Origin of the sequence: Amycolatopsis sp. NPDC101161 (assembly GCF_044768185.1) — a bacterium.
Lineage (GTDB): Bacteria > Actinomycetota > Actinomycetes > Mycobacteriales > Pseudonocardiaceae > Amycolatopsis.
Genome location: NZ_JBIWPI010000008.1, coordinates 367,264 through 391,997 on the forward strand (window position 1 = coordinate 367,264; position 24,734 = coordinate 391,997).

The window sequence follows — 24,734 nt, forward strand, 5'->3', positions numbered from 1 at the left end:
AATCCCGTCGTGCGGACGCCGGCGGGTGCCGTCCGCGGCCTCCGCGACACCTTCAGCGAGCGCTACCGCGCCGTCCCGTACGCCCGAGCGCCCATCGGCGCCGGCCGCTTCGGCGAGCCGGCGCCGCACCCGGGGTGGTCCGGCGTCCGCGACGGGACCGGACCGGGACCGACCGCGCCCCAGCCCGTCCGGGACTTCGGCCGCCTCGACCTGACGCCGTACTTCGGGCCCGGCTGGGTTCGCGGCGCGGACTACCTCACCGTCGACGTCCGCACGCCCGCCGCCGACGACGGGCACCGCCCGGTCATGGTGTTCGTGCACGGCGGCGGTTTCGTCACCGGGTCAGCCCGCGCCGCGCTCTACGACGGCCGGGCGTTCGCCCGCGACGGCGTCGTCCTCGTGACCGTCCAATACCGGCTCGGCGTCCCCGGGTTCCTGGCGCTCGACGGCGCCCCGGACAACCGGGGCCTGCTCGACGTGCTGCTGGCATTGCGCTGGGTCCAGGACACCATCGCCTTGTTCGGCGGCGACCCCGGCAACGTCACGGTGTTCGGCCAGTCCGCCGGTGCGACGCTCGTCGGCGCGCTCCTCGCCACAGCCGGGGCGAAGGGCCTGTTCCGGCGCGCGATCATGCAGAGCGGCAGCGGTACCGGGGCCTTCACGCCCGAGCAGGCCCGGCGAGTCACCACCGCGGCGGCCGCGGCGCTCGGCACCGCGCCGACGGCCTCGGCCTTCGCCGGCATCCCGGACGAGCGTTTCCTCGAAGCCCTCCCCGCACTGTCCGGTTTGGACCTTCGCACGGACACCGCCGCGGACCCGCTCGCCGGCCTGAGCCCGTTCAGCCTCGTACTGCCCACGCAGCCCGCCGACGCGCTCACCGCGGATCAGGTCGACCTGCTGGTCGGCACCAACACCGAAGAAGGGAACCTGTACCTGGTCCCCCAGGGAAAGCCGGCCGGCACCGCCGAGGCCGCCGCGCTCGGCGACGCCCTGTTCGGCCACGGGACGGCGCGTCTGGCCGACGCCCACGCGCGCCTCGCCCCGGGCCGCACCCACGTCTACTCGTTCGGCCACCGCTCAACCGCGTTCGACGGCCAGCTCGGCGCCGCGCACACCGTCGAGCTGCCGTTCGTCTTCGACCTGGCCGACGAGCCGTGGCTGCACGGCGAAACCGGCCTGCTCGGCCCCGGCCGCGCACCCGAAGGCCTCGCCGACCGCGTGCACCGGACGTGGGTCGAATTCGCGAAGACGGGCAACCCAGGCTGGCCGGCGCACACGACGTCCGATCCGGCGACGCACCGGTTCGGCACCTGACCACCCCCGGAGACCGGCCCGCACCCGGTCACGAGATGGCCGCGGCGAGCCGTTCGCGATCTCCTCGTGACCGCGGGCCGGTAAGACGGACCGATGACCAGAGGCAGGATGGCCGCGGGAACCCTCGTCCTCCTCTTCCTGCTGACCGCCTGTCTTCCCGCGGACCCCTCCGATCCCCGCATCGAAGGCATGACCGCGACGCAGCAACTCCAGGAGCTGCGGAGCCGCCCGTCGATCGACGAAGCCGTGGCGACCTCCGAACGCCTCGCTGCCGACGCCCTCGTCCGGTTCGAGCGGATCGGGCTGCGGCCGTGGACGCGCGACCCGCCGTTCACGGACAAGGAAGCCGGGCACTGCGGGGACTTCCGCAAACTGACCCTGCGCCAAGCCCGGCGAGAGCAACTGGGCTGGCGGCTGCCCCAGGCGATCGAATCCGACCAGTGGAGCAGCGCGCTGAACGCTGTGAAGGACGTCGCACGCCAGGCGGGTTTCGTCGAGTGGCCGGACCGGATGCTCACTGATCGCGAAGTGACGGCGTACTACAGCCGCCACCGGAGGTCGCCCGGTGGGCGGTAGGCGCAGTACGTTCCTGTGTGGACGGTCGCCCTCAGGTGCAGGCCCAGCGGCGGGTGCGCTCGCAGGATCTGCTCGATCGCGTCGCGGATGCGGGCCGTCACCGCCTTGCGGGCGCGCTCGGCGTCGTCGCCGAGGCGGCGCGGGCGGCCGCCCAGGCCGGCCGCCGCGGTGATCTGGCGGACCAGCTCGGCGCGTTCCGCTTGGTGGCGCTCGGCTTCCGCCTCGTCGGCGGCGTCCGCGATGGCCGCGTCGAGCCGGGTGATCCTCGCCCGGTAGGCGCGCCGGGCCGCGTCGTCGAGGACGGGGTCCGCCCCGGTCGCCGGCTGGCCGAGCAGCTCGAGGGCGGGCACGTCCTTGCCGGGCGCGGCGAGCAGCGCCGCGAGGTCGGCGAGACCCTTGGTGTGCGGCAGGTGCACCTGCCGGCCTTCGTAGCCGAGTGTCCACACGCGACCGTCGCGGTGGAACACACAGCCGCGCGTCGCGTCCGCCAGCTGCTCCCGGGCCCGCTGCGCCCACGCCGGCGCGCCGAGCAGCCGGTACTGCGTGACGGCGGCCTCGAGGTGCGCGACGGCCTCCTCGTGCCGGCCGAGCGCGGCGCACAGCAGGCCGAGGTGGTGGTCGACCGCACCGGAATAGGACGCGCAGCCGCCGACGACCACGTGCGTGCCCGCGTAGTCCGCGAGCAGCGCGTGAGCCTGCTCGCGCTGCTCGGCGGAGCCGACCGAGGCCGCGACGGCCGCGGTGAGCGCGCGCATCTCCAGGTGGTACTGCTCCGGCAGCGTCGACAGCGCGAACCCGCGGAACTCCGCCCGGGCTCGGTCTTCCGCGCCGCCGGCGAGCATCGTCGCGGCGCGCAGCAGCGGCAGCAGCGGCGCGACCGGGTCGCTCGGGTCCAGGTCCGGCACCGGGCCGGCCAGCGGGACGACGAGGCCGAGGGACAGCCGGAGGGTGCCGTACACGGCGGCCGCGTCCGGCTGGCCGATCAGCAGCCCGAGCTCGAACGCCTCGTCGGCGAGCGGGACGGCGTCCGACGGCGGCCCGGACACGACGGCGAGCGTGGCCCGGCGGCTCAGCGCGCCCCACCGGCCGCGCGCGTGACCGAGCCGGTCCGCGAGCCGGGTGAACGCGTGCAGCTGGGCGGTCCCGTCGGGGTCACCCAGCTCGATGAGCGCGGTGGCGCGCAGCAGCACGGTCTGCGCGGCGAGATCGGGATCGCGCGCCCGCTCGGCGGCGTCGGCCATGCCGGCGAGGATCGCGAGCCGCTCTTTGGCGCCACCGGGCCGCCACGCGATGTCGTGCTGGGCGAGGAGCGCGCCGGCAAGGGCCCCGGGATCCCCCGCGGCGACGGCCAGTTCACCGGCCTCCCGCACGACGGCGGCCGCCCGGCCGGGGGAAGGATCGGCGCTGGACCGCAGATCCCGGCCGAGCGCGGTAAGCAGCCGCGAACGCAGCGCCCGCGCCCCGGACGGCAGCCCCTCGACGGCGTCCGACAGCAGGAGCAGGTGGCCGGCATCGACGCTGCCGCTGCGGAAGCCGAGCCCGTGCAGCCCGAGCGCCGCATCGGCGAGTCCGTAGGGGTCGTGGGTCCGCCGGGCGAGTTCGGCGAGGTCCCGATAGGCGGCCCGCGCGGCGTCGGTATCGCCGCTGTGCTCGAGGGAGGCGGCGAGCCCTACGAGCAGGTCTCGCCGCGAGGGAAGTTCCCGCGAGGCGACGGCGGACTCAGCGCGGTCGGCCGCATCAGCGGCAACGTCGGCCACCATGGACCCACCGCGCTCCGCCGCATCGGCACCACCTCCGCGCCGCCCAGGAGGCGCACCCGGGCCAACGTCGGCCATCATGGCCTCACCGCGGTCCGCAACATCAGCACCGCCACCGCGCCGCCCAAGCGGCGCACCCGAGGCGGCATCGGCCACCGCGAACCCACTACGGCCACCCGCCCGCGCCGCATCAGAGGCAACATCGGCCACCATGGACCCACCGCGGTCCGCCACGCCAGCGCCGCGCAGGCCGGGAGCCGCTCCAGGCAGCAAGTCCAAAGCAGCCAACGCATCGCGGTAACGAGCCGCGGCGTCTGCATGCGCCGCTCGTAGAGCCGCCTCCCTTCCGGCTAACGCGCAGCAGCGGACCGCGTCCGCCGCCGCGTCCGGGCCGGCCGCCACGAACTGGGCGGCGACCTCGCTCATCGGCACCGCGGCACCCGCCTCGCGCAGCTCTTCCAGCGCGTGCCCCGCCGCGGCGTGCAGCGCGGCTCGGTGCGCTGCGGGGAGCCCGTCCAGGAGCGTCTCCCGGTACAGGTCGTGGCTGAACCGCAAGCCGTCCGCCGTGCGGGTCAACACTCGCGCGGCCGTCGCCTCCTCGAGCAGCCCTGGTGCGACATCGGCGAGCCGGCCGAGCAGTTCGGGACGGACCGTCCGGCCGCACACCGCCGCCACCGCCAGCAGCTCGGCGCACGGCTGGGACAACCGGGCGAGCCTGCTCAGCAGGATGTCCCGCACCGTCTCCGGGACAGCGTCCGCCGTGTCCGGCCCGGCCTGCAGCAGCCGGGTCAGCTCGCGCACGAACAGCGGGTTGCCTCCGGAGCGCCGCCACACCCGGTCCGCGAGCCCGGCCTCGGGCCGCGGGCCGGCGACCGCCGTCATCACCGCGGCGACTTCGTCCGCGTCGAGCCCGCGCAGCGGCACCACCTGCGCCGCGGCGGGCAGACCGCCGGCCAGTTCGCGGTACGCGCCGAGCAGCAGCACGCGCGCCGGGCCGAGGTGGCGGGCGAGGAACTCCAGCATCCGCAACGACGCCGCGTCCGCCCACTGCAGGTCGTCGAGCACCACCACCAGGCCCGCTTCCCGGCCGAGCCGGGTGAGCAGGCCGGCCGTCGCGTCGAACAGCCGGAACCGCGTGTCCGCCGCCTCCGCGCCGCTGCCCGCGGGCCGCTCGGGCGCCGACCCGAGCAGCTCGGCCGCCGGGCCCAGCTCGCCGGGCGGGACCCCGCGCAACGCCTGGACCCACGGCCAGTACGCGGGCGCGCCGCCGTCCCAGCAGTTCGCGCGCAGCACCGTCGCGCCGCGCCCGGCGGCCTCGGCCGCGAACGCGGTGAGCACCGCCGTCTTGCCGATGCCCGGCTCGCCGGTGACCAGCACGAGCTGCGCGGTCCCGGCGAGCGCGTCTTCCAGCGCGGCGCGGGCGATGGTCAGGACCGCGTCGCGGCCGACAAGGCGTTCCGGCACGGCTCCCAGCATGCCCCCGGCTACGGCCGCAACTCCAGCAGCAGGTTCATCGGCGCGTCGACGTCCAGGCGCCGCACCGTCCGGAACCCGGCCGCGGCGGCTGCCTCCCCCAGCGCCGCGGCGCCCGCCAGCGTGCCGAGCGGCGCCGACGGACCGGACTGGGCCAGCGCGTTCGGCGTGCAGACCAAAGTGGACACCGCGTAGAACATCCGGGCGGCCGGGGTGAGGTTGTCCGCGACGGTGTCCCCGCCGGGCGGCTCGACGAGCAGCACGGCCCCGCCCGGGGCGAGCGCCTGCCGGGCGTGGACGAGCGCGCCGACCGGGTCGCCGAGGTCGTGCAGCGAGTCCACGAAGGTCACCAGCGCGTAGCCGTCGCCGGGGAAGTCGGTCGCCGCCGCCACTTCGAAGCGCACCCCGCTGCCCGCCGCGGCCGCCCGCGCCGCCGCGACCGAGCGGTCGTGGTAGTCGAAGCCGGCGACCTTCGCCGCCGGGAAGGCTTCCGCGATCATCCGCGTCGGCGCGCCGTACCCGCAGCCGATGTCGGCGACGCGCCCGCCGTCCCGGAGCGCGGCCGGGACGCCGGCGAGGCCGCCGATCGCGGCGGCGAGCACGTCGGTGGTGAGGGTGATGCGGGTGAACGCGTCCGTGCCGGCCCAGTACTCGGGATCACGCTGGTGCCAGCCGAACCCGGCGCCGGTGCGGAACGCCCGTTCGAAGTCGGCGAGGCTCGCGCCCATCGAGGCGAACATGTGGGCGCAGGCGTCGACGGTCGCCCCGCCCGGCGCCCGCAGCAGCGCGATCTCGACCGCTTCCGGCAGGCTGAAAGCGTCGGACTCGGGGTGGTACTCGAGGTAGCCGGCGGCGGCTTGCGAGCGAAGCCACTCGCGGGTGTAGGGCTCGACCAGCCCGGTCCGCGCGGCGACCTCGCCCGCGGCGAGCGGGCCGGCCCCGGCGAGGGCCGCCCACAGCCCGGTCCGGACGCCGAGCGCGGTCAGGATCACGCCCAGCCCGGCTCCCAGCTCCGTCACGATCTGCTCCATCACCTGGTCGGGCGAGGTGGCGGTGGTTGTCGTCATGGTTGCTCCCTTCCTCACCCCGCGGGCGCCAGATCCGGGCTGGCGGCCCGCCAGACCGGCGGGCGCGCCTCCCGGGTATGAGCACCGCAACCGTGAACGGAACGAACCTCTTCTACGAGCAGATCGGCGCGGGACCGGCCGCGCTCGTGCTGCACGGCGGCCTCGGCCTCGACCACACGCCGTACCGCGGCCTGGACGCGCTCGCCGACCAGCTCCGCCTCGTCTACTACGACCACCGCGGCAACGGCCGGTCCGAGCGCGTCGCGCCGGACACGATCACGATGCCGCACCTGGCCGACGACGCCGCCGCGCTCGCCACCCACCTCGACGCGACCCCGGCCATCGTGATCGGCCACTCCTACGGCGGGTTCGTCGCCCAGGAGCTGGCGCTGCGCCACCCCGAGCACGTGGCGGCGCTGATTCTGGTCGACACCACCCCCGGCCAGCTCGGCGAATCGGAAGCTCCCGGCGAGGACCAGGGCCCGCCGCCACCGGCCGAATGGCTCGAGGCGGTCAGCTCCGCACCCCGCGACGACGCCGAGTTCGCCGCGACCCTGCGCACGCTGCTGCCTTACTACCTGGCCGACCGGGCGAGCCTCCCGGCGGTCGAGGCCGCCGTCGAGCGGACCATCTTCGACGCGGCGACCGCAAACCGGTCGATGGAGGTCCTGGCCGGCTGGAGCTCCGCCGACCGGCTGTCCGCGATCCGCGTGCCCACGCTGGTCGTGGTCGGTCACCACGACCGGATCAGCAGCCCCGCGCAGGCCCGCCGCATCGCCCGCCGCATCCCGGACGCGCAGCTGGTCGAGCTGGAGCACAGCGGGCACTTCCCGTGGCTGGAGGAGCCGGAGCGCTTTCTGGGGATCGTGCGGGAGTGGATCGGCGAGAAGCTGGCGCTGAGCCGTTGAGCCGTGGGGGGGGGGGGGGGGGGGCGCGGCGCCCCCCCCCCCCCCGCCACCCTCTTCCCCCGATCCGTTTCCCCGGCTACCATTCCACTTCGCTGGGAGCGCTCCCAGTCGTCTCGGGCGCGGCGATGACGGTCACTTCACAGTCGTTCGAAGGAGAACGTGCATGCGAAGCAGGACAGTGGCCGCCGGGGTGCTGGCCGCCCTCGCCGGGAGCGTTGTCGTCGTCGGCACCGGCGCGGAAGCCGCCGGGTCCGCCTTCTACGTCGATCCCACCACCAATGCCGCCCAGTGGGTGGCCGCCAACCCCGGCGACTCGCGCGCCGGCGTCATCCGGGACCGGATCGCCTCCGTTCCGCAGGCCAAGTGGTTCACCACCACCGACACCGCCACCGTGCGCGGGGAAGTGGACGCCTACACCGGCGCCGCGGCCGCCGCCGGGAAGATCCCCATCCTCGTCGTCTACGACATCCCCAACCGCGACTGCGGCGGGGCCAGCGGTGGCGGGGCGCCGTCGCACGACGCCTACCGCGCCTGGATCGACCAGGTCGCCGCCGGCCTGGGCGGCCGGCCCGCGGCCATCGTGCTCGAACCCGATGTGCTCGCGCTCATGACGAACTGCCAGAGCGGCGACCAGCAGAACCAGACCACCGCGTCGATCGCCTACGCGGGCAAACGCCTGAAGGCCGGCTCCTCCCAGGCCAAGGTGTACTTCGACATCGGGCACTCCGCCTGGCTCTCGGCCGGCGACGCCGCCGCGCGGTTGCGGGCCGCCGACGTCTCCAACAGCGCCGACGGCTTCTCCACCAACGTCTCCAACTACCGCGCCACCGCCGACGAAGTCGCCTACGACAAGGCGATCCTCGGCCAGCTCGGCGACTCGCGGCTGAAGGCCGTGATCGACACCAGCCGCAACGGCAACGGGCCGCAGGGCAGCGAGTGGTGCGACCCCGCCGGCCGCGCCATCGGCACCGCCAGCACCGACCAGACCGGCGACGGCTCGATCGCCGCCTTCCTCTGGGTCAAGCCGCCGGGCGAGGCGGACGGCTGCATCGCCGGCGCCGGCCAGTTCGTGCCCCAGCGCGCCTACGACCTCGCCGTCGCCGCCGGGCCGGTGCCGACCACCACCCCCACGACGCCGACCACCAGCCCCACCACGCCGACCACCACCCCGCAGCCCACTGGTGGCTGCAAGGTGACGCACCGCGTGGTCAGCACGTGGTCGACCGGCTACACCGGCGAGATCGTCCTCGAAAACCGCGGGGCGCCGGTCGACCACTGGACGCTCACCTTCTCCGCTCCCGGCGTCACGGTCAGCCAGGGCTGGAACGGCACCTGGACCGACACCGGCGACGTCGTCAAGGTCGACAACGCCTCCTGGAACGGCGCCCTCGCCACGAACGCGACCGCCACGATCGGCTACAACGCGAGCTACACCGGCGGCACGCCACCGTTCCAGGCGGCGACGCTCAACGGGACCTCGTGCAACTGACACCCCGACGCGCGTAGCCCGGCAGCCGGCTACGCGCCGGACCTCGCCGCGCGGGTGGCCCGCGCGGCGAGGTCCGCGAAGGCCGTCCGCAGCTCGGGCGGCCCGACCACATCGAGGTCGGCGTCGAACCGCGCCAGTCCGGCGGCCAGCGCGGCCCACGACCAGGACCCGGTGCGCAGCCGCGTCTTCCCCGGCGCGATCTCCTCGGCGACGCCGTCGCCGGCGAACGGCGCGACCTCGGCGACCGGCAGGTCGAGGACCACCTCGCCCCGGCACGGCCACGCGTCGGCGGTGGCCGAGCCCTTGAACCGGGCGGCGAGGAACGTCGCGACGTCGCCGCCCGGGACCTCGCGCGGGGTGAACCGCGGCCCGTTCGGCACGCGCAGGTCCATCCGGTCGGCGCGGTAGGTCCGCCAGTCGTCGCGGGCGGCGTCCCAGCCGACCAGGTACCAGCGGCCGTTCCGGACGACGAGGTGGTGCGGCTGCACCTGGCGCCGCCTCGGCGGATCTCCGTAGTCGAACCGCACTTCCTCGGTGGCCCGGATCGCCGAGGAGAGCACCAAGAGCACCTCGGTGTCGACCTGCGTGTCCCGTGCCGTCGCGGTGAGTTCTAGCTGGTCGACGCGCTGCCGCAGCCGGGACGGCAGCACCTGGCGCACCGTGGCGAGGGCCCGGGCGGCGGCTTCCTCGATGCCCGCGCCGGTCCCGACGGCGATCCGCAGCGCCACCGCGAGCGCGACCGCCTGCTCTTCGTCGAACAGCAGCGGCGGCATCTGACGGCCGGCTTCGAGCCGGTAGCCGCCGTCGGGCCCCTTGACCGCCTGGACCGGGTAGCCGAGCTCGCGCAGCCGGTCGACGTCACGCCGCACGGTCCGCTCGCTGACGCTCAGCCGTTCGGCGAGCAGCGCGCCCGGCCAGTCCCGGCGGACCTGCAGCAGGGACAGCAGCGAGAGCAGACGACCCGAGGTGGCCGTCGAAGAGGCGGTCGGCACGTCTTCCATGGTGCCACGAGAAGCGGACGTTCCCTGACCGCTACTGCTGACAGTGTGGCTCTCGTCGGACCACCACTCGCAAAGGAACGCCATGTCTCTCACCACTGCCGCCCACCTCAACTTCACCGGCCAGGCCCGCGCGGCCCTCGAGTTCTACGCGTCGGTCTTCGGCGGCCAGGCCGTGGTCGTCACCTACGGCGACTTCGGGATGCCCGCCGAGCTGCCCGACGCGGGCAAGGTGGTCTTCGGCCAGGTCACCGCGGACAACGGCTTCCGGGTGCTGGCCTACGACGTCCCCGGCACCGACGGGCCGGTCACCCCGGCCGCGCCCACCACCCGCCGCGAGAACGGCACCACGATCACGAAGGAGCCGTTCTTCCTCTCGGTCCGCGGGGAGACCGTCGACGAGGTTTCGCCGCTGTGGAAGGGACTCGCCGAGGGCGCGACGGTCATCGAGGAGTTCGGCCCGGCCCCGTGGGCGCCCGCGTTCGGGATGCTGGCCGACCGGTTCGGCGTCACGTGGGTCATCGACGTCGCCCAGGGCTGATCCGCCTCGCGGTGGGGCGCGAGCCGCGTCCCACCGCGACCGACCATCGGAGAATCGCTTTGCAGACCCGACCCCTGGGCCGGACCGGCATCCAGGTCAGCGCCTACACGCTCGGCACGATGATGTTCGGGCCGTACGGCAACCCCGACCCCGACGCGTGCGTCCGCATCGTCCACCGCGCCCTCGACCACGGCATCACCACGATCGACACCGCCGACGTCTACGGCGGCGACGGCGAGAGCGAGCGGATCGTCGGCAAGGCCCTGCGCGGCCGCCGCGACGACGTCGTCCTCGCGACGAAGGGCAACGGCCCGATGGGCTCCGATCCGAACCGGCGCGGCAACTCGCGGCGCTGGATCGTCTCCGCGGTCGAAGGGTCGCTGCGCCGCCTCGGCGTCGACCACATCGACCTCTACCAGCTGCACCACCCCGAGCCCGGCACCGACATCGAGGAGCCGCTGAGCGCGCTGACCGACCTGCTGCGCGCGGGCAAGGTGCGCGCCATCGGGCATTCCAACCTGCCGGCGTCCGAGATCGTCGAGGCGCAGTGGGTGGCGGAACGCCGTGGCCTGGCGCGGTTCCGCACCGAGCAGCTGCACTACTCGATCCTCAACCGCGGCGTGGAACGCGAGATCCTGCCGGTCTGCCGACGCCACGGGCTCGGCGTGCTCGTGTGGAGCCCGTTGTCGATGGGCCTGCTCTCCGGCCGGTACCGCACGGAAACGGCCTCGCCCGGCCGCCTGCACTGGGTGCCGAAGCACCTGACCGACCGGCGGAAGCTCGACGCGGTCGAAGCCCTCATCCCCCTCGCCGAGGGGGCCGGGATTCCCCTGCGGCACCTGGCGCTGGCGTTCGTCACCGCGCACCCGGCGGTCGCGTCGGCGATCATCGGGCCCCGCACCGAGGAACAGCTGGACGACCTGGTCGCCGGCGCCGGCGCGGCGATCGAGGACGACCTGCTCGACCGGATCGACGAGGTCGTCGCGCCGGGCACCGACCTCGGCCCGATCGACGTCGGCTACGAGTCGCCGCACCTGCGCCGCGCCGGGGGCTGATGCACGCCGGCGCGGCACGGGGCAGACTGTCGGCATGGCCGAAATCGAGGGTATCGACGTCACCGCCGCGCCGAGCGGGACCGGCTGCGCGGAATGCCTCGCCGCCGACGGGTGGTGGGTGCACCTGCGGCGCTGCGCGCAGTGCGGCCACATCGGGTGCTGCGACACCTCGCCCGCCCAGCACGCGACCGCCCACTACAAGGCGACCGGGCACCCGTTCATCCGCAGCTTCGAACCGGGCGAGGACTGGTTCTACAGCTTCGAGACGGGCGAAGCGTATGACGGCCCCGCGCTGGCCCCGCCGGAGCACCGGCCGGTCGAGCAGCCGGTGCCGGGCCCCGAAGGCCGCGTCCCGGCCGACTGGCAGGCGCGCGTCCACTAACCGGTGGAGGCGGTCCGCCGGCACCGCCTCGACCTGCAGCGGCTGATGCAGCTCGGCGTGGACGTGCTGACCACGATCATGCGGTGACGGCGCTCAGCCGCGCCCCAGGCCCGCGTCGCGCGCCCGGATGATCGCGGCCGCGCGGTCGGCCACCTGGAGCTTGGCGAAGATCGCCGACACGTTGTTCGCCACCGTTTTCGCGGCCAGGCCCAGGCGGCGGGCGATCGCGCCGTTCGGCAGGCCCGCGGCGAGGAGGTCCAGGATCTCGCGCTCGCGGCGGGTCAGCTCCGGGAACGGCTCGCCGGTGGCGGGCGGCGTGGTGAGGAAGTTCAAGACCTGTTGCGCCACTGCGGGTCCGAAGATCGCTTCGCCCGCCGCCACGGCCCGGATGGCCCGGACGATCTCGTCCTGCTCGGCGCCCTTGACCAGGTAGCCGCGGGCGCCCGCGCGCATCGCGGCGAAGACCGAGTCGTCGTCGGAGAACATCGTGAGCACGAGGACGGCGACCTCCGGAGCGGCGCGGGCGATCTCCTTCGTGGCGGCGATGCCGTCGAGGCCGGGCATCCGCAGGTCCAGCACCGCGACGTCCGGCCGGGTCGTGACCACCTCGCGGACGGCCGCGCGCCCGTCCGCGGCGATCCCCGCGACTTCGAAGCCGGGCAACGAGTTCAGCAGCGCCGCCATGCCTTCGCGGACGATCGGGTGGTCGTCGGCGATGACCACGCGCAAGGCGGTCACGGTGCCCCCAACGGGAACGACACCCGGACGCGGCCGCCTTCGGGCGACGGGCCCGCTTCGAACCCGCCGCCGAGCTCGGCGGCGCGCTCGCGCATGGCGTGCAGGCCGACGCCGGGCCGCCACGGGCCGTCCGGCGGACCGTCGTCGGCGATCTCCAGGTCGAGGTCCCCGCCGGCGCAGCGCAGCCGCAGCACCGCGGTCGACGCCGTGGAGTGCCGGACGACGTTGGTCAGCGCCTCGGTCGCGACCCGGTAGGCCGCGACCTCGACGGCGGCGGGCAGCACCGGGACCTCGCCGGGGACGTCCAGGCGGACGAGCAGCGCGCCGCCGTCGGCCCGCCGCACCAGGTGCTCGACGCGCTGGCGGAGCGCACCGACCAGGCCGAGGTCGTCGAGCGCGGGCGGGCGCAGGTCCTCGACGAGCCGGCGGATGTCCCCGACGGCCGTCCGGATCTCCGCGCGGAGCGCGCCGAGCAGCTCGCGGGCGCGGTCCGGGTCGGTGGCGAGCAGGTTGGCGGCGGCGTCGGCGATGAGCGCGACGCCGGTGAGCGCGGGGCCGAGCCCGTCGTGGAGGTCGCGGCGCAGCCGGCGGCGTTCCTCCTCACGCGCGGCGATGATCCGCTCCCGCGACGCCTGCAGCTGGTCCGAGAGCAGCGTGGCGTGGACGGCGACGGCGAGCGGCGCGGCGACGAGCGCGAGCACGGCGTGGTCGGCGGCCCCGAGGTCGCCCTCCCCCGAGCGCGCGCCGATCCGCAGCTCGCCGACCGCCGCGCCGCCGTACTCGAGCGGCACGACGGTCACTTCTTCCGGCGCGGCACCGTCCTCGGCTAGGACGGTCCCCGTCGTCGCGACCGCGGCGTACGGGACGCGCAGCGCGGCCCGGATCGCCGTCACGACCCCGGCCAGGCCGGACCCGGCGAGCTGCTCGCCGACCCGGGAGACGACGCGGGCCGGGTCGCCGCGGTCGCCGTAGAGCGCCCGGCCGACCGCGCGCTGCAGCCGCGGGAGGACCGGCGCGACCAGCAGGGCCACCACGATCGTGGCGACCGCGGACCGGCCCAGCTGCGCGGAGACGAACCGGTCCAGCAGGGTGACCAGCACGCCGTACGCCAGCACGACCCCGGCCGACAGCAGCACCCACGCGAGCACGCGCGCCACGACCAGGCGGATGTCGAGCAGCCGGTGCCGCACGATCGCGATGGTCACCGCGACCGGGATCAGCGGGATGGCGAACAGCACCACCACCGGCGTCCCCGCGACGAACGACCACGGCACGACGAGCGCGGCCGCGGTGACGGTGGCCAGCAGCAGCCACAGCAGCTGCTGCCGGAGGACGTCGTCGCCGCGCCGGTAGCGCACCACCAGCGCCGCGACCGCCAGCGCCAGGGCGAGGACCGTCCGCAGCTCCGCGATCGTCCACAGTGGACTCAGAGCGTCGTGGCCCGCCAGCGTCAGGTAGCCCGGCGGCAGCCCGGGGACGGGCGGCTCCGGGCTGGTCCCGAGCTCGAGGACGAACAGCGGCGCCGTCGCGACGAGGGCGAGCACCGCCGGGCGCCAGCGGCGGCCTGGCAGCTTCCCGTCCGGGAACAGCACCAGCGCCAGCGGCAGGAACAGCCCGATCGACCACGGCCACGACCACGCGAACACCGTCGCGGTCAGCCGCTGCAGCCCGAGCGGGGCGCCGCCGTCGTGCAGGGCCTGCAGGAGCGGGACGGCCGCCGCCGTCGTGGCGTGCCCGAGCCCGTCGGCGAGGAACAGCCAGCCGATCGGGCTGCGCCGCCGGTGCCAGCCGATGACGGCCCCGCAGACCGCGAAGGCGACACCCATGACCGAGTTCGTCACGACGAAGGCGTCGAGCGCCTGCTGCCACGACCACCCGACGGCGACCGTGAGCGCGACGGCGATGCCGGCCTCGGTGACGGCGAGCGCACCGAGGCCCGCGGCGAGCCCGCGGCCGGTCGTCATGCGCCTCAGTGTCCGCCTTCGCGGTCCCGCTGTCCCGGGACCACGATCCCGGATCGGCCGGGCGTTTTCCCGGGTCCGCGCGGAACGCGGGCTCATGCCGCGGGAGCGGCCGGACCCGCACGGTGGACGGGACTTCAGGAGGTTCGAAATGGCGCGATCAACGCGTGCCGGGCTGCTGGTGCTCGGCTTCCTGTCCGTGGTGGACCTGTTCGTCCCGCTGCTGACCGACGGCGACCACCCGCCGATGCCGGTCGCCGTGGCCGCCGCCCTGCTCGGCGCGCTCAGCCTGGTCCTGGCCGTCGCGGCCTGGCGGGGCACGCGCCGCGCGGTGCCCGGCCTGCTCGTCCTGCGGGCGCTGTCCGCGCTGGGCGCCGTACCGGCGGCCGTGACGCCCGGTGTGCCCGGCCCGGTGCTCGTCCTGGCGGGCGCCGGGGTGCTGGCGACGATCGCCGGCGCGGCGCTGGTGCTCGCGCCGCGGCTGACGGCGGGTGCGAGATGAGCCGCCCGGCGCGGTGGCTCGCCGCGACCCTGCTGCCCCTCGGCCCGGCCGCGATCGCCGTGCTGCGGCTCGTGCTGCCCTACGACACGACCGACGACGCCGCGGTGGTCGTCCGCAAGGTGGCCGCCGCCCCGGACACGCAGTCGCTGGTCGTCTGGCTCGGTTTTCTCGGGATGCTGACGCTGGTCCCGGCGGTCCTGGCGGCCGGCCGGCTGACCCGCCCCGCGGCGCCCCGCACGACGGCCGCGGCGATGCTGCTGCTGGTGCCCGCGTACCTGACGCTCGGCCTGCTCGTGGCCGGCGACGCCGGCGTGCTCTTCGGCGTCCGCGAACACCTTCCCGAACCGGTGGTGGCACGGCTGTTCGAGGCCGTCCACCCGGTCGCGGTGGTGGCGGGCGTGGTGTTCGTCGTCGGGCACGTGGTGGGAACGGTGCTGCTGGGCGTGGCGATGGGGATCTCGGGCGTGGTCCCGCGGTGGGCCGCGGCGTTGACGACCGTGGCGCAACCCTTGCACTTCGTGGCCGCGGTCGTGCTCGGAAGCCACCCGCTCGACTTCGTGGCGTGGGGGTGCAACGCGGTGGGGTTCGCGGCGCTGGCCGTCGCGCTCTTGCGGGCGCCCCGGGAAGACCGGGTGGAAGCGAGGCTGCCGGCGGTCAGAGGATCGGCTTCCCGCCGGTGACCGCGATGCGCGCGCCGGAGACGTAGCTGCCGTCGTCCGACGCCAGCAGCACGTACACCGGGGCCAGCTCCGCCGGCTGGCCCGCGCGGCCCAGCGGCACCTGCTGCCCGAACGACTCCACCTGCTCCGGCGGCATCGTCGACGGGATCAGCGGCGTCCAGATCGGTCCCGGGGCCACGCTGTTGACGCGGATCCCCTTCGGCCCGAGCAGCTGCGCCAGCGCGGCGCACATGTTCGCGACGCCCGCCTTCGTCACGTCGTAGGGCATCAGCTGCGGGGTCGGGTTGTCGGAGTTCACCGACGAGCTGCCGATGATCGACGCCCCGGGCTGCAGGTGCGGGACGGCGGCCTTGGCGAGGTGGAAGAACGCGCTGAGGTTCGTCGCGAGCGTGTGGTCCCACTCCTCGTCCGGGATCTCTTCCAGGGTCTCGTGCGTCATCTGGAAGGCGGCGTTGTTCACCAGGACGTCGAGCCGGCCGAACTCCTCGACCGCCCGGGCCACCAGAGCACGGCAGTGCGCGGGGTCGGCGACGTCGCCGGGGACGACGACGGCCTTGCGCCCGGCTTCCTCAACCCAGCGCCGCGTCTCCTCGGCGTCGTCGTGCTCGTTCAGGTACGAAATCAGGACGTCCGCGCCTTCGCGGGCGTACGCGATCGCCACCGCGCGGCCGATCCCGCTGTCCGCGCCGGTGATCAGGGCCGCTTTCCCGGTGAGTTTGCCGGAGCCGCGGTAGGAGTGTTCCCCGTGGTCGGGCCGCGGGGTCATCTCCGCGGTCGATCCGGGCGGGCGTTGCTGCTGGGCGGGCTGGGACACGGCTGACTCCTCGCCGGGCGGGGGCATGATCGACGCGGGTACCCGGGGGTCACGGCTTCACACGGGCGTCCTGCGGCCCCCGCGGCCGGATACCCTGCCGGACATGGGCATCCTCGGCAGGCAAGGCCGGGCCTGCCGATGTTGATCATCGAGATCTTCGCCGCCGGGAAGGTCATCCCCCACCACGGCACGGTCCCGCCCGGCATGACCGGCGTCGTGGTCAGCCTGACCTAGCCCACCGGGCTGGCCGGCGGTAACACATCACCCACTCGGTCGATAACCCGTTCGTGTCCGGAACACCCGGACCTTCACGAACGGACCTTCTCACCATGTCTCGTTTCCCGCTGGGAGCGCTCATCGCCACCGGGGCGGCCGCCGCCCTGATCTGCTCGGGGTGCTCGAGCAACGCCGGTACCGCGGAACCCGCCGCCGCCAGCTCGGCGCCGACCTCCGCGAGCCCCGCGGCCGCTTCGCTCGACGCCTCGAAGGCGGGCTCCGCCGTCGTCGAGGCCGCGAAGCAGGCCAAGTCCGTGCACGTCCGCGGTGTCGTCTCCGAAGGCGGGAACCTCAACCTCGACCTGCAGCTCAACCCGGACAGCGCGAGCGGCACCGTGGTGCAGGACAACCTGGAGATCCCGGTCCTGCGCGTCGGCGACAAGTACTTCTTCCGGTTCAGCGAGTCGCTGATCAAGAAGGCGGGCGTCCCGGCGTCGGTCGGCAAGCTGCTCAAGGACAAGTGGGTGCCCTCGACCTCGCAGATCGGCGCCGGGATCGGCGAGTCGTTCAAGCAGTTCCTCGACTACAAGACGTTCACCGACAACACCGTCGGCCAGCTGGACGCGGCCAGCTTCACCGCCTCCGGCCAGACCACCACCAACGGCGTCCCGGCCCTGACGTTCACCTCCCCCGACGGTACGGCGACCGTGGCCGCCGGCGAGCCGCACTACCTGCTGCGCATGCAGGACCCCAAGAGCGGCACGCTCGAGTTCTCCGACTGGGACAAGCCGACGACCGTCACCGCCCCCAAGGCCTCGGAGATCTACTCCGGCCCCGGGGCGTAGCCGGCGTAAGTGGATTTCAGTGCAGTTCGGTCGTGTAGCCGCCGTCGACGGTGACCGTGGTGCCGGTGATGTTGGCCGCCACCCGGTCACTGGCCAGGAAGACGGCCAGGTTCGCGATCTCGGCCGGCCGGGTGAACCGGCCGGTCACGGCGTGGGCGGCCGCCTCGTCGGCGACGGACGCGGCGTCCGCCCCGGTGGTCGCGGCGATCGTCTCGGCGACGCCGCCCGCGCCGAGCCACAGGTCCGTCGCGACCGGGCCCGGGTTGATCGCGTTGGCGCGCACGCCACGCGGGCCGAACTCCTTCGACACCGACTTCGTGAAGCTGACCAGGGCGGCCTTCGCCGCGCTGTAGTCGATGACGCCGGGATCGGGCAGGGTGGCGTTGATCGACGCGATCGTGACGACGCTGCCCCGCCCGGCCGTCACCATCGACGGCAGCACCGCGCGGGTGGCGCGGACCGCGCTCAGCAGGTTCAGCGTGAGCGACCGCGCCCACTCGTCGTCGGTGACGAGCAGGAAGCCGTCCGGCCTCGGCGTGACGGCGCCGACGTTGTTGACCAGGACGTCGACGCGTCCGAGCTCGGTCAGCGCCAGGTCCACGAGCCGGCCGGGCCCCTCGGGGGTCCCGAGGTCCACGGCCAGCGCGTGCGCCTTCCCGGCGTGGACGAGCGCGTCCAGCCCGGGACCCGGCTCGCGGGCCCCGGCCACGACGTGGGCGCCCTCCGCGACGAGGGCTTCGGCGACGGCGAGGCCGATGCCGCGGCTGGCGCCGGTGACGACGGCGACCGCGCCGTCCAGACCCAGGTCCACGGCCCTAGACCCCGTGCTCGCGCAGCCAGCCGAGCACGGCGTCGGCGACGTCGCGCCAGCCGCTGTCGATGGTCAGCGAGTGGCCGCGGCCCTCGAACTGCTTCAGCTCGGTGACGGCGGTGGAGTCCCGGTACTGCTTGAGCGTCGAGCGGGTGACCACGTCCGGGACGGTGTGGTCGGCGGTGCCGGAGACCAGCAGCAGCGGGCCGCGGTCGGCGCGGTGGGTGTCGACCTTCGCCTGCGAGTGCAGGACGAAGTTGGCGGCCGCGGCCTGGAACAGCGGCCGGGCCGGCGACGGGATCGTCCAGCGCTCGAAGAGCTCGGCCGACTCCGCGTCGCTCAGCGCGTTGCCGAAGCCGAACCGGAACTCCTTCTCCGTCAGCGAAACGGCCCGGTGCAGGTTGGCGGGGTTGCCCAGCGCGGGCAGGCCGGCCCGCAGCTGCGCCAGCGGGAGCGGCAGGACGCCCTTGATCTGCGCGGGGTCGATCGCGACGCCGGCGAGCCCGATGCCCTGGCCGAGCAGCTTTTCGGTGATCAGGCCGCCGAACGAGTGGCCGACGATGACCGGCGGCCGGTCGAGCCCGGCGATGATCGACGCGTAGTGGTTCGTGGCGTCGTCGATGCCGATGTCCGCGACGGCGTCCGGGTTCGCCCGCGCCTCTTCGACGGTCGCGGGTTCGTTCGGCCAGCCGGGCGCGACGGGCGCGTACCCGGCGGTCCGGAAGTGGTCGATCCAGGGGTCCCACGACGTGGCGTGCAGCCACAGTCCGTGGATGAACACGACCGGGGTGCCGGTGTCTGCCATCGCGTCCTCCGCTTCGAGCCGGTGCTCCTGCCGCCAGCCAACCGGTCCGCGGCCCCGGCGTCCAGGACCTGGTGCGTGCGCATCGATAGCCGGAATGGCATCGTTGGCGCTCTGCTCCCTTCGCGCGGGAAGGCCCGGATGGACCTCGACCTCAGGCTGGTGCGGTACTTCGTCACGGTCGCCGACGAGCTCCACTTCGGACGGGCCGCCGCCAAGCTGTTCATCAGCCAGCCGGCGCTGTCCAAGCAGATCCGCCGGCTCGAAGCCGACGTCGGTACGCCGCTGCTGGTGCGCGACAGCCGGCACGTGACGCTGACCCCGCGCGGCGAACGGTTCCTGCAGCACGCGCGGCAGCTGCTGGCCACCGCCGAGCAGATGCTGCGCGAACCCGCGCCGAACCGCCTGCGCGTCGCGCACATCTTCGAGCTGGACACCAGCCGGGTCGTCACCGACGCGTTCGCCGCCGCCCACCCCGGCGTCGAGGTGGTCCAGAGCCAGATGGACAGCGCCCGCCAGCTCACCGCGCTGCTCGACGACCACCTCGACGTCGCCGTCCTGCGCGTCACCGCCGCGCTGACGGCCGAGCACCCGGCGGGCTGGCGCCACGAGCGGCTGCGGCTCGAGCCGTTCTGGCTGGTCGGGCGCCCCGGCGACCCGCGGCGGGCGGCCGCGTCGCTGCACGAGCGTCCCCTCGAGGTCTTCGCGGACGGCCCCGGTACGGCGCTCTACAACGTGCACGGCCGGTACCTGACGTCGCTGGAGCAGCAGACCGGCCTGGACCTGCGCTGGCTGGGCAACCCCGGCACGTTCGAGCACTGCCACGCCGCGCTCGCCCGGGCCGCCGAAAGCGCGTTCCTGCTGGAGTTCGACAGCTACGCCCGCCGGTACGCCGACCGCGGCGTGCCGGTGCACCGGCCCCGGGAGCTGCAGCCGGTCTACCCGTGGTCGCTGGCGTGGCGGGACGGCGACCCGCCGGAGACCGTCCGGGAGTACCTCCGGATCGCCCGCGAAACCGCGGGCCGGCACCGCTGGCTGCACCCCGAACGGGCCGAAGCCGCGCCGCTGTGGGCGCCGCCGGAAGACCTCGCCTGACACGTGTCAGCCGGCGTGTCAGGCCGGTGGCCGCCGGGTGTCAGGACGCCCGGACATCGTGGTTCCCGTCCCCACCGACGGGGACACCGACTCCCAGGAGACCACGATGCCGAACTTCACCACCCCCGCCCCGATCACCGCCGTGCTGGACCTGCCCGCCGGGCGCGTCCACCTCGCCGCCGGCGACCGCGCCGACACCACCGTCGAGGTCCGGCCCGCCGACCCGGCCAAGAACCGCGACGTCGAGGCGGCCGAGCGGACCACGGTCACCTACGCCGACGGCGTCCTGACCGTGCGGGCCCCGCAAGGCAAGAACCAGTACTTCGGTCCCACCGGCGCGATCGAGGTCACCGTCGGGCTGCCGGCCGGCTCCGACGTGCGGGCCACGACCGCCGCGGCGGAGCTGCTCGGCACCGGCCGCCTCGGCGACGTCGCCTTCGACGGCGCCTACCGCAGCATCCGGCTCGACGAGGCGGCCGGCGTCCGGCTCACCGCGACCGACGGCGACGTCGAGGTCGGCCGCCTGGCCGGCCCGGCGCGGATCAGCACCGCACGGGGCGACATCCGCATCGCCGAAGCGGTGCGCGGCGACGTCGTGCTGGACACCCAGCAGGGCTCGATCACGGTCGCCGCGGCGCCCGGCGTCTCGGCTTCCCTCGACGCGGGCACGTCCTACGGCCGCGTCGACAACGCCCTGAAGAACACGGGGACGCCCGAGCTGGCCATCCGCGCCACCACGTCGTACGGCGACATCGTGGCGCGGAGCAAGTGACTAGCGGGACCCGGCACCGATGCAGACGAACCCGGCGGACGCGGCCAGCGCGCCGGGACCGTCGGCCGCCACCTTCTGCTGCGCGGACGCGAGCGCGGCCGCCGGCGCCTCGCCCGCCGCGAGGCGCCGGTGGACCTCGGTCATCAGCGACGTCGTGGCCAGGTCGGGCACCGGCACGACCGAGGCGACGAGCTGCGCGGTGCCGCGTTCGATGAAGGTGGCGCTCAGGCCGAGCAGCTCGTTGCCCGGGCAGACCACCGACCGGCCGACGTCGCACGCGGCGAGCAGCACGGTCTCCGGCACCCGGGGCAGCCGCCGCACGTCGTGGACCAGCAGCGGGCCGTCGTGCAGGCGCAACGCCGAGAACAGCGGGTTGTCCACCGCCAGCCGCCCGTGCGCGGCGAGGTGCACGGTGCCCGCCGTGGTGAGCGCGGCGAGCACGGCCTCGACCGTCGCGGCTTCGTCCACCAGCGCGGTTCCCCGGTGGATTTCCGCGACCGCCAGCGCTTCCTCGCGGGCACCCGGGAGTCCCGGGCCGCCGGCCACGGCGACCCCGCGCGCCGGACCGGGCGGCCGGGTCGCCGCCGCGTGCCAGAGCGTCGCCGACGGCGAGACGGCCACCGGGCGGCCCGCGCACGACGGCAGCACCGCCCACGGCACGTTGTGCAGGATCCCGGTCGGCACCACGACCAGCGGGCGGTCCCCGAGCTCGGCCAGCGGGCCGAGCACCACGGCGTCGAGCCGCGCGCCCGCGCCGTGCAGGAACTGCTCGACCGGCATCCGCGACCGGTCGGCCACGCGGGCGGCGAGCTTGCGCAGCGCGAAGGGGATCCGGTCCAGCAGCCCGGCCACCTCGGCCACCGGACCGAGGGTGTGCAGCCGCAGCCGGCCCTCGACCAGGGACAGCGCCAAGACCGTCCCGTCGACTTCGACGAACTCCAGCAGGGCGCGCTCGCCGAGGGCGCCGGCGAGGTCGTCGACGGGCACCGGGCCCGCCGCGGTGTCCCCGCCCGCGGCGGGCAGCAGCCGGCTGCGGTCGCGGATCCGCCGTTCGAGCTCGACCTGCCGGTGCAGCAGCCGGCCGGTGGGCGCGCCCGCGGCCCGGGCCTCCTCCAGCGCCCCGGCGGTGGCCCGCAGGCGGGGCAGGAGCGCGGCCAGCTCGGGATCGTCCGGCGGCCGCGCGGAGCGGTGCAGCAGCCGGCTCGCCCGGCCGCGCTCCGCCCACTCGAAGACCCCGCGCACCCGGCCCTCCTCCAGCGCGACGCGGAGCCCGAGGCCGGCGAGGTCCGCGCGGTGCGACGCCGAGTACGCCCGCAGGTCGCCCGCGCCGAGCGCGGCGTGGTGCTCGTCGAGGATCCGCAGTCCGGTCCGCGCGGCGGTGAGCGCGCCGCGGGGGTTCTCCCGGCGGCGGCGCACGGCCTCGGCGTACCAGCCCCGCGCCCGCAGCGTCGCCGGTCCCGCTCCCCGCCGGGCCCGGGCCGCGACGGCGAGGTGCTCGGCGGCCACGGCCGTCCGCCCGCGGGCCTCGGCGAGCCGGGCCGCGTCCAGGTGAGCCTGCACCGCCGCCAGCGGCCGACCGTTCGCGTCCACTGTGGACACCATGGCTTCGACGACGGCGCCGCTGACCCGGACGCGTTCCCCGGCGCCCAGGCGGGCACGCAGTTCCGCCGAGCGCGCGAGCGCGGCCCACTGCGCCCGCCCCTGCGTGGTGAACGTGCGCAACGCCGTGCGGGCCTGCGCCGCGGCCGTCGCCCAGTCTTCGTCCAGCAACGCGATCTGGGCCAGCTGCAAGCGCATCTCGGGGACCTTCAGCCGCCGGTTCTCGGCGGCGAACACCCGCACCGCGCGCTCGGCGGTCCGGCGCGCCTCGGTGACGAGCCCGACCGACAGCAGCAGCTCCGCGCGGTCCTGCAGCACCGGCGCGAGCTGGCCGCCGTGCGCGCCGATGATCTCCTCGGCCCGGTCGAGGCAGGCGAGCGCGGCCGGGACGTCGCCGCGCTGGCTCTCCACGAAGCCCAGGTTCTCCGCGATGATCCCGACGACGAGGTCGCGGCCGAGCTCCCGCGCGAGGACGTCGGCCTCGGCCAGGTCGCGGACCGCGGCGTCGAACTCGTAGCGCTCGGCGTGCAGGATCCCGCGGTTCATCAGGGCGCGCTGCAGCCCGAGCCGGTCGTCGCCGCGGCGCAGCTCCCGGACCGCGGCCTGGAAGTCCACGGCGGCCTCGTCGAGCCGGCCCACGTGGTAGCGGATCACCGCGCGCTGGGCGAGGACCTTGCCGCTCGCGATCCCGTCCAGTTCGCGCACGGCGACGTCGATCTCGCGCAACGCGGCCCGCGAGCTGCCCCGCTGCACCAGCGCGAAGGCCAGTTTCATCCGGCTTTCCCCGGCGAGCGCGCGCTGCCCGGCGCGTTCGCCGTGCCGCACCGAGCGACGCAGGTGCCGCACGGCCTCCCCGACCTCGCTGCACTGCAGGAGCGCGTGGCCCCAGGCTTGTTCGCCGAGCGCGGCGGCGTGCGGATCCCGCTCGCGCAGCGCCCGCCGGACGGCCTCGGCCGCGGCCGGGACTGCCCTTCCGGGCTGCAGATCGGCCAGCCGTACGGCCGCCCGGGCCTCGGCGAGGGCTGAGTCCGCCACCATGGCTTTCAGCATTCCCGGCGGCGCGGCCCACCGCCACCACGTATCACGACGGCGGCCGCGGGCGTCTGAAGAGGTGCCACCCACATCGAGGAGGGGATCGCGTGTTCTTCTACCTACCCGACGTACCTGACGACGCTCCACCCGACGAGCTCATCGTCGACCTGCGCGAACGCCCGCTTGTCGAGGCGGCGCTGAAGGACCTCGACATCTTCGTCACCCGCGACGGTGAAGTCGCGCCCTTCGACCTGGCCAAGCTCAAGCTCTCCTACGGCCTGAGCATGGCCCCCGATCTGCCCTACATCATGGAGATCGACCCGGTGCTGGCGGAACTGCGCCGCCGGTTCGCCGCGCGGTGCGGCGGCTGGGTCCCGTTGCTGGGGAAGAACCGGACGCTGAGCAACCAGTTCGGCGCCTACCCGCAAACCCAGTCCCAAGGCGACTTCGATCCCGTGCGGGCAACCCGCCCGGAAACCGCCGCACCTGATCCGGCCACCGGCCGCGGGGTCCGGGTCGGGGTCCTCGACACCAAGCTGTACCGCCACCCCGACCTCGAGGGGCACTACGAAACCCCGGCCGCGGACAGCACCTTCGACCTCCCCGACCCCGGCACGGCCACCCCGTGGGAGAACGGGCACGCGACGTTCGTGGCGGGGATGATCCTGGCCCAGGCGCCGGGGGCGACCCTGGTCGTGCGGGACGTCCTGGACTCGAACGGCCGGGCGAGCGCGTGGGACACGGTCGTGGAGCTGGCCGGGTTCCTCGACGACGGCATCGACATCCTCAACCTCGCGATCGGAACCCGCTCCCAGGACGGCAACTGCCCGCTGATCGTCCAGCGCGCCATCGAGCGGCTGAGCCCGCACATGACGATCGTCGCCGCCGCCGGCAACCACGGCGGGATCCCCGGGATGGGCAACGGCCTCACCCGGACCTCGCCCACCTGGCCGGCCGCCGTGACCGGCGTCATCGCGGCCGGGGCCACCAAGGCGGACGGCACCCTGGCGCCGTACAGCCCCGACCTGCCGTGGGTCACCTGCACCGCCCTCGGCGACGAGGTCGTCAGCACCTACCTCTCCGGCAAGGTGACGCTGCGCAGCGGAAACGTGCAGGAGTTCGAGGGCTACGCGACCTGGCGGGGCACGTCGTTCGCCACCGCGACCGTCAGCGGGGCCATCGCCGCAGGCATCAGGCGCGGCGAAGTGACCGCCGCCGGGGCTTTCCACGAGGCGCTGGCCGCGGGAAACGTCGTCAAGCCGTACCAGTGGCGGGACGAAGCCCTGTTCACCTGAAGCTATGCTCGG

The 24,734-nt window shown here is 74.9% G+C and carries 22 protein-coding genes; 13 read left to right on the top strand and 9 right to left on the bottom strand.

From position 1 onward, the window contains the following. The first annotated feature begins 9 nt into the window (after positions 1 to 9). Positions 10 to 1,314 (top strand): carboxylesterase/lipase family protein, encoded by a 1,305-nt coding sequence (locus tag ACIRSS_RS48300; protein WP_400908688.1) that lies wholly within the window; start codon positions 10 to 12, stop codon positions 1,312 to 1,314. Positions 1,315 to 1,407: 93 nt separating this feature from the next. Further along, the gene (locus ACIRSS_RS48305) at positions 1,408 to 1,890 is read left to right on the top strand and encodes an LppA family lipoprotein (protein ID WP_400908690.1); all 483 of its coding nucleotides are present in this window, start codon (positions 1,408 to 1,410) and stop codon (positions 1,888 to 1,890) included. On the opposite strand, the gene ACIRSS_RS48310 is transcribed toward ACIRSS_RS48305, so the two are convergent. Further along, positions 1,854 to 5,111, bottom strand: coding sequence for an ATP-binding protein (locus ACIRSS_RS48310; RefSeq protein ID WP_400908693.1), 3,258 nt, complete (start codon positions 5,109 to 5,111; stop codon positions 1,854 to 1,856). The two genes, ACIRSS_RS48305 and ACIRSS_RS48310, sit on opposite strands and share 37 nt — an antisense overlap. 20 nt (positions 5,112 to 5,131) lie before the next feature. Continuing rightward, on the bottom strand, positions 5,132 to 6,187 hold the full coding sequence (locus tag ACIRSS_RS48315; RefSeq protein WP_400908696.1) for a class I SAM-dependent methyltransferase: 1,056 nt from the start codon (positions 6,185 to 6,187) through the stop codon (positions 5,132 to 5,134). A 77-nt stretch (positions 6,188 to 6,264) separates the two neighbouring features. On the opposite strand from ACIRSS_RS48315, the gene ACIRSS_RS48320 reads away from it, so the two are divergent. Together ACIRSS_RS48320 and ACIRSS_RS48325 are read left to right on the top strand one after the other, a co-directional pair. After that, complete coding sequence (locus ACIRSS_RS48320; RefSeq protein WP_400908698.1) at positions 6,265 to 7,095, top strand: alpha/beta fold hydrolase; 831 nt, start codon at positions 6,265 to 6,267, stop codon at positions 7,093 to 7,095. A 178-nt stretch (positions 7,096 to 7,273) separates the two neighbouring features. Then, positions 7,274 to 8,584 carry a glycoside hydrolase family 6 protein gene (locus tag ACIRSS_RS48325; RefSeq protein WP_400908836.1) on the top strand — a complete coding sequence of 437 codons (1,311 nt, stop codon included), beginning with the start codon at positions 7,274 to 7,276 and terminating at the stop codon, positions 8,582 to 8,584. Positions 8,585 to 8,613: 29 nt separating this feature from the next. Here ACIRSS_RS48325 and ACIRSS_RS48330 read toward each other — a convergent pair whose 3' ends face one another. Beyond that, positions 8,614 to 9,576 (bottom strand): helix-turn-helix transcriptional regulator, encoded by a 963-nt coding sequence (locus ACIRSS_RS48330; RefSeq protein WP_400908838.1) that lies wholly within the window; start codon positions 9,574 to 9,576, stop codon positions 8,614 to 8,616. A gap of 91 nt (positions 9,577 to 9,667) precedes the next feature. Here ACIRSS_RS48330 and ACIRSS_RS48335 point away from each other — a divergent pair, with 91 nt between their 5' ends. The 3 genes from ACIRSS_RS48335 to ACIRSS_RS48345 are packed head-to-tail and all read left to right on the top strand — an operon-like array spanning position 9,668 to position 11,560. Further along, positions 9,668 to 10,123: a VOC family protein gene (locus tag ACIRSS_RS48335; RefSeq protein WP_400908701.1), complete on the top strand. Its 456-nt coding sequence runs from the start codon at positions 9,668 to 9,670 to the stop codon at positions 10,121 to 10,123. A 59-nt stretch (positions 10,124 to 10,182) separates the two neighbouring features. Further along, positions 10,183 to 11,178 carry an aldo/keto reductase gene (locus ACIRSS_RS48340; protein WP_400908703.1) on the top strand — a complete coding sequence of 332 codons (996 nt, stop codon included), beginning with the start codon at positions 10,183 to 10,185 and terminating at the stop codon, positions 11,176 to 11,178. 34 nt (positions 11,179 to 11,212) lie between these two features. Continuing rightward, positions 11,213 to 11,560 (top strand): UBP-type zinc finger domain-containing protein, encoded by a 348-nt coding sequence (locus ACIRSS_RS48345; RefSeq protein ID WP_400908706.1) that lies wholly within the window; start codon positions 11,213 to 11,215, stop codon positions 11,558 to 11,560. Between the two features lie 93 nt (positions 11,561 to 11,653). Here ACIRSS_RS48345 and ACIRSS_RS48350 read toward each other — a convergent pair whose 3' ends face one another. Together ACIRSS_RS48350 and ACIRSS_RS48355 are read right to left on the bottom strand one after the other, a co-directional pair. Then, entirely contained in the window at positions 11,654 to 12,298 is a 645-nt protein-coding gene (locus tag ACIRSS_RS48350) for a response regulator (protein ID WP_400908709.1), read from the bottom strand. Next, positions 12,295 to 14,262 carry a sensor histidine kinase gene (locus tag ACIRSS_RS48355; protein ID WP_400908711.1) on the bottom strand — a complete coding sequence of 656 codons (1,968 nt, stop codon included), beginning with the start codon at positions 14,260 to 14,262 and terminating at the stop codon, positions 12,295 to 12,297. Before ACIRSS_RS48355 ends, ACIRSS_RS48350 begins: the two co-directional genes overlap by 4 nt. Before the next feature lie 148 nt (positions 14,263 to 14,410). Here ACIRSS_RS48355 and ACIRSS_RS48360 point away from each other — a divergent pair, with 148 nt between their 5' ends. Continuing rightward, complete coding sequence (locus tag ACIRSS_RS48360) at positions 14,411 to 14,761, top strand: hypothetical protein (RefSeq protein ID WP_400908714.1); 351 nt, start codon at positions 14,411 to 14,413, stop codon at positions 14,759 to 14,761. Further along, positions 14,758 to 15,441 (top strand): hypothetical protein, encoded by a 684-nt coding sequence (locus tag ACIRSS_RS48365; protein ID WP_400908717.1) that lies wholly within the window; start codon positions 14,758 to 14,760, stop codon positions 15,439 to 15,441. Before ACIRSS_RS48360 ends, ACIRSS_RS48365 begins: the two co-directional genes overlap by 4 nt. On the opposite strand, the gene ACIRSS_RS48370 is transcribed toward ACIRSS_RS48365, so the two are convergent. Further along, on the bottom strand, positions 15,416 to 16,282 hold the full coding sequence (locus ACIRSS_RS48370; protein WP_400908720.1) for an SDR family oxidoreductase: 867 nt from the start codon (positions 16,280 to 16,282) through the stop codon (positions 15,416 to 15,418). The two genes, ACIRSS_RS48365 and ACIRSS_RS48370, sit on opposite strands and share 26 nt — an antisense overlap. Positions 16,283 to 16,584: 302 nt before the next feature. Here ACIRSS_RS48370 and ACIRSS_RS48375 point away from each other — a divergent pair, with 302 nt between their 5' ends. Beyond that, entirely contained in the window at positions 16,585 to 17,316 is a 732-nt protein-coding gene (locus tag ACIRSS_RS48375) for a hypothetical protein (protein ID WP_400908723.1), read from the top strand. 16 nt (positions 17,317 to 17,332) lie between these two features. On the opposite strand, the gene ACIRSS_RS48380 is transcribed toward ACIRSS_RS48375, so the two are convergent. Next, complete coding sequence (locus tag ACIRSS_RS48380) at positions 17,333 to 18,127, bottom strand: SDR family NAD(P)-dependent oxidoreductase (RefSeq protein ID WP_400908725.1); 795 nt, start codon at positions 18,125 to 18,127, stop codon at positions 17,333 to 17,335. Positions 18,128 to 18,131: 4 nt separating this feature from the next. Next, complete coding sequence (locus ACIRSS_RS48385) at positions 18,132 to 18,932, bottom strand: alpha/beta hydrolase (protein ID WP_400908728.1); 801 nt, start codon at positions 18,930 to 18,932, stop codon at positions 18,132 to 18,134. 138 nt (positions 18,933 to 19,070) lie between these two features. Here ACIRSS_RS48385 and ACIRSS_RS48390 point away from each other — a divergent pair, with 138 nt between their 5' ends. Together ACIRSS_RS48390 and ACIRSS_RS48395 are read left to right on the top strand one after the other, a co-directional pair. After that, a complete protein-coding gene (locus tag ACIRSS_RS48390) occupies positions 19,071 to 20,024 on the top strand; it encodes a LysR family transcriptional regulator (protein ID WP_400908731.1) in 954 nt (317 codons plus the stop codon). Between the two features lie 106 nt (positions 20,025 to 20,130). Then, the gene (locus tag ACIRSS_RS48395; RefSeq protein WP_400908733.1) at positions 20,131 to 20,796 is read left to right on the top strand and encodes a DUF4097 family beta strand repeat-containing protein; all 666 of its coding nucleotides are present in this window, start codon (positions 20,131 to 20,133) and stop codon (positions 20,794 to 20,796) included. Here the strand turns inward: ACIRSS_RS48395 and ACIRSS_RS48400 are convergent, their stop codons facing one another. Continuing rightward, the gene (locus ACIRSS_RS48400; protein ID WP_400908736.1) at positions 20,797 to 23,433 is read right to left on the bottom strand and encodes a CHAT domain-containing protein; all 2,637 of its coding nucleotides are present in this window, start codon (positions 23,431 to 23,433) and stop codon (positions 20,797 to 20,799) included. Positions 23,434 to 23,534: 101 nt separating this feature from the next. On the opposite strand from ACIRSS_RS48400, the gene ACIRSS_RS48405 reads away from it, so the two are divergent. Next, the gene (locus tag ACIRSS_RS48405) at positions 23,535 to 24,722 is read left to right on the top strand and encodes a S8 family peptidase (protein ID WP_400908739.1); all 1,188 of its coding nucleotides are present in this window, start codon (positions 23,535 to 23,537) and stop codon (positions 24,720 to 24,722) included. Positions 24,723 to 24,734 lie beyond the last annotated feature (12 nt).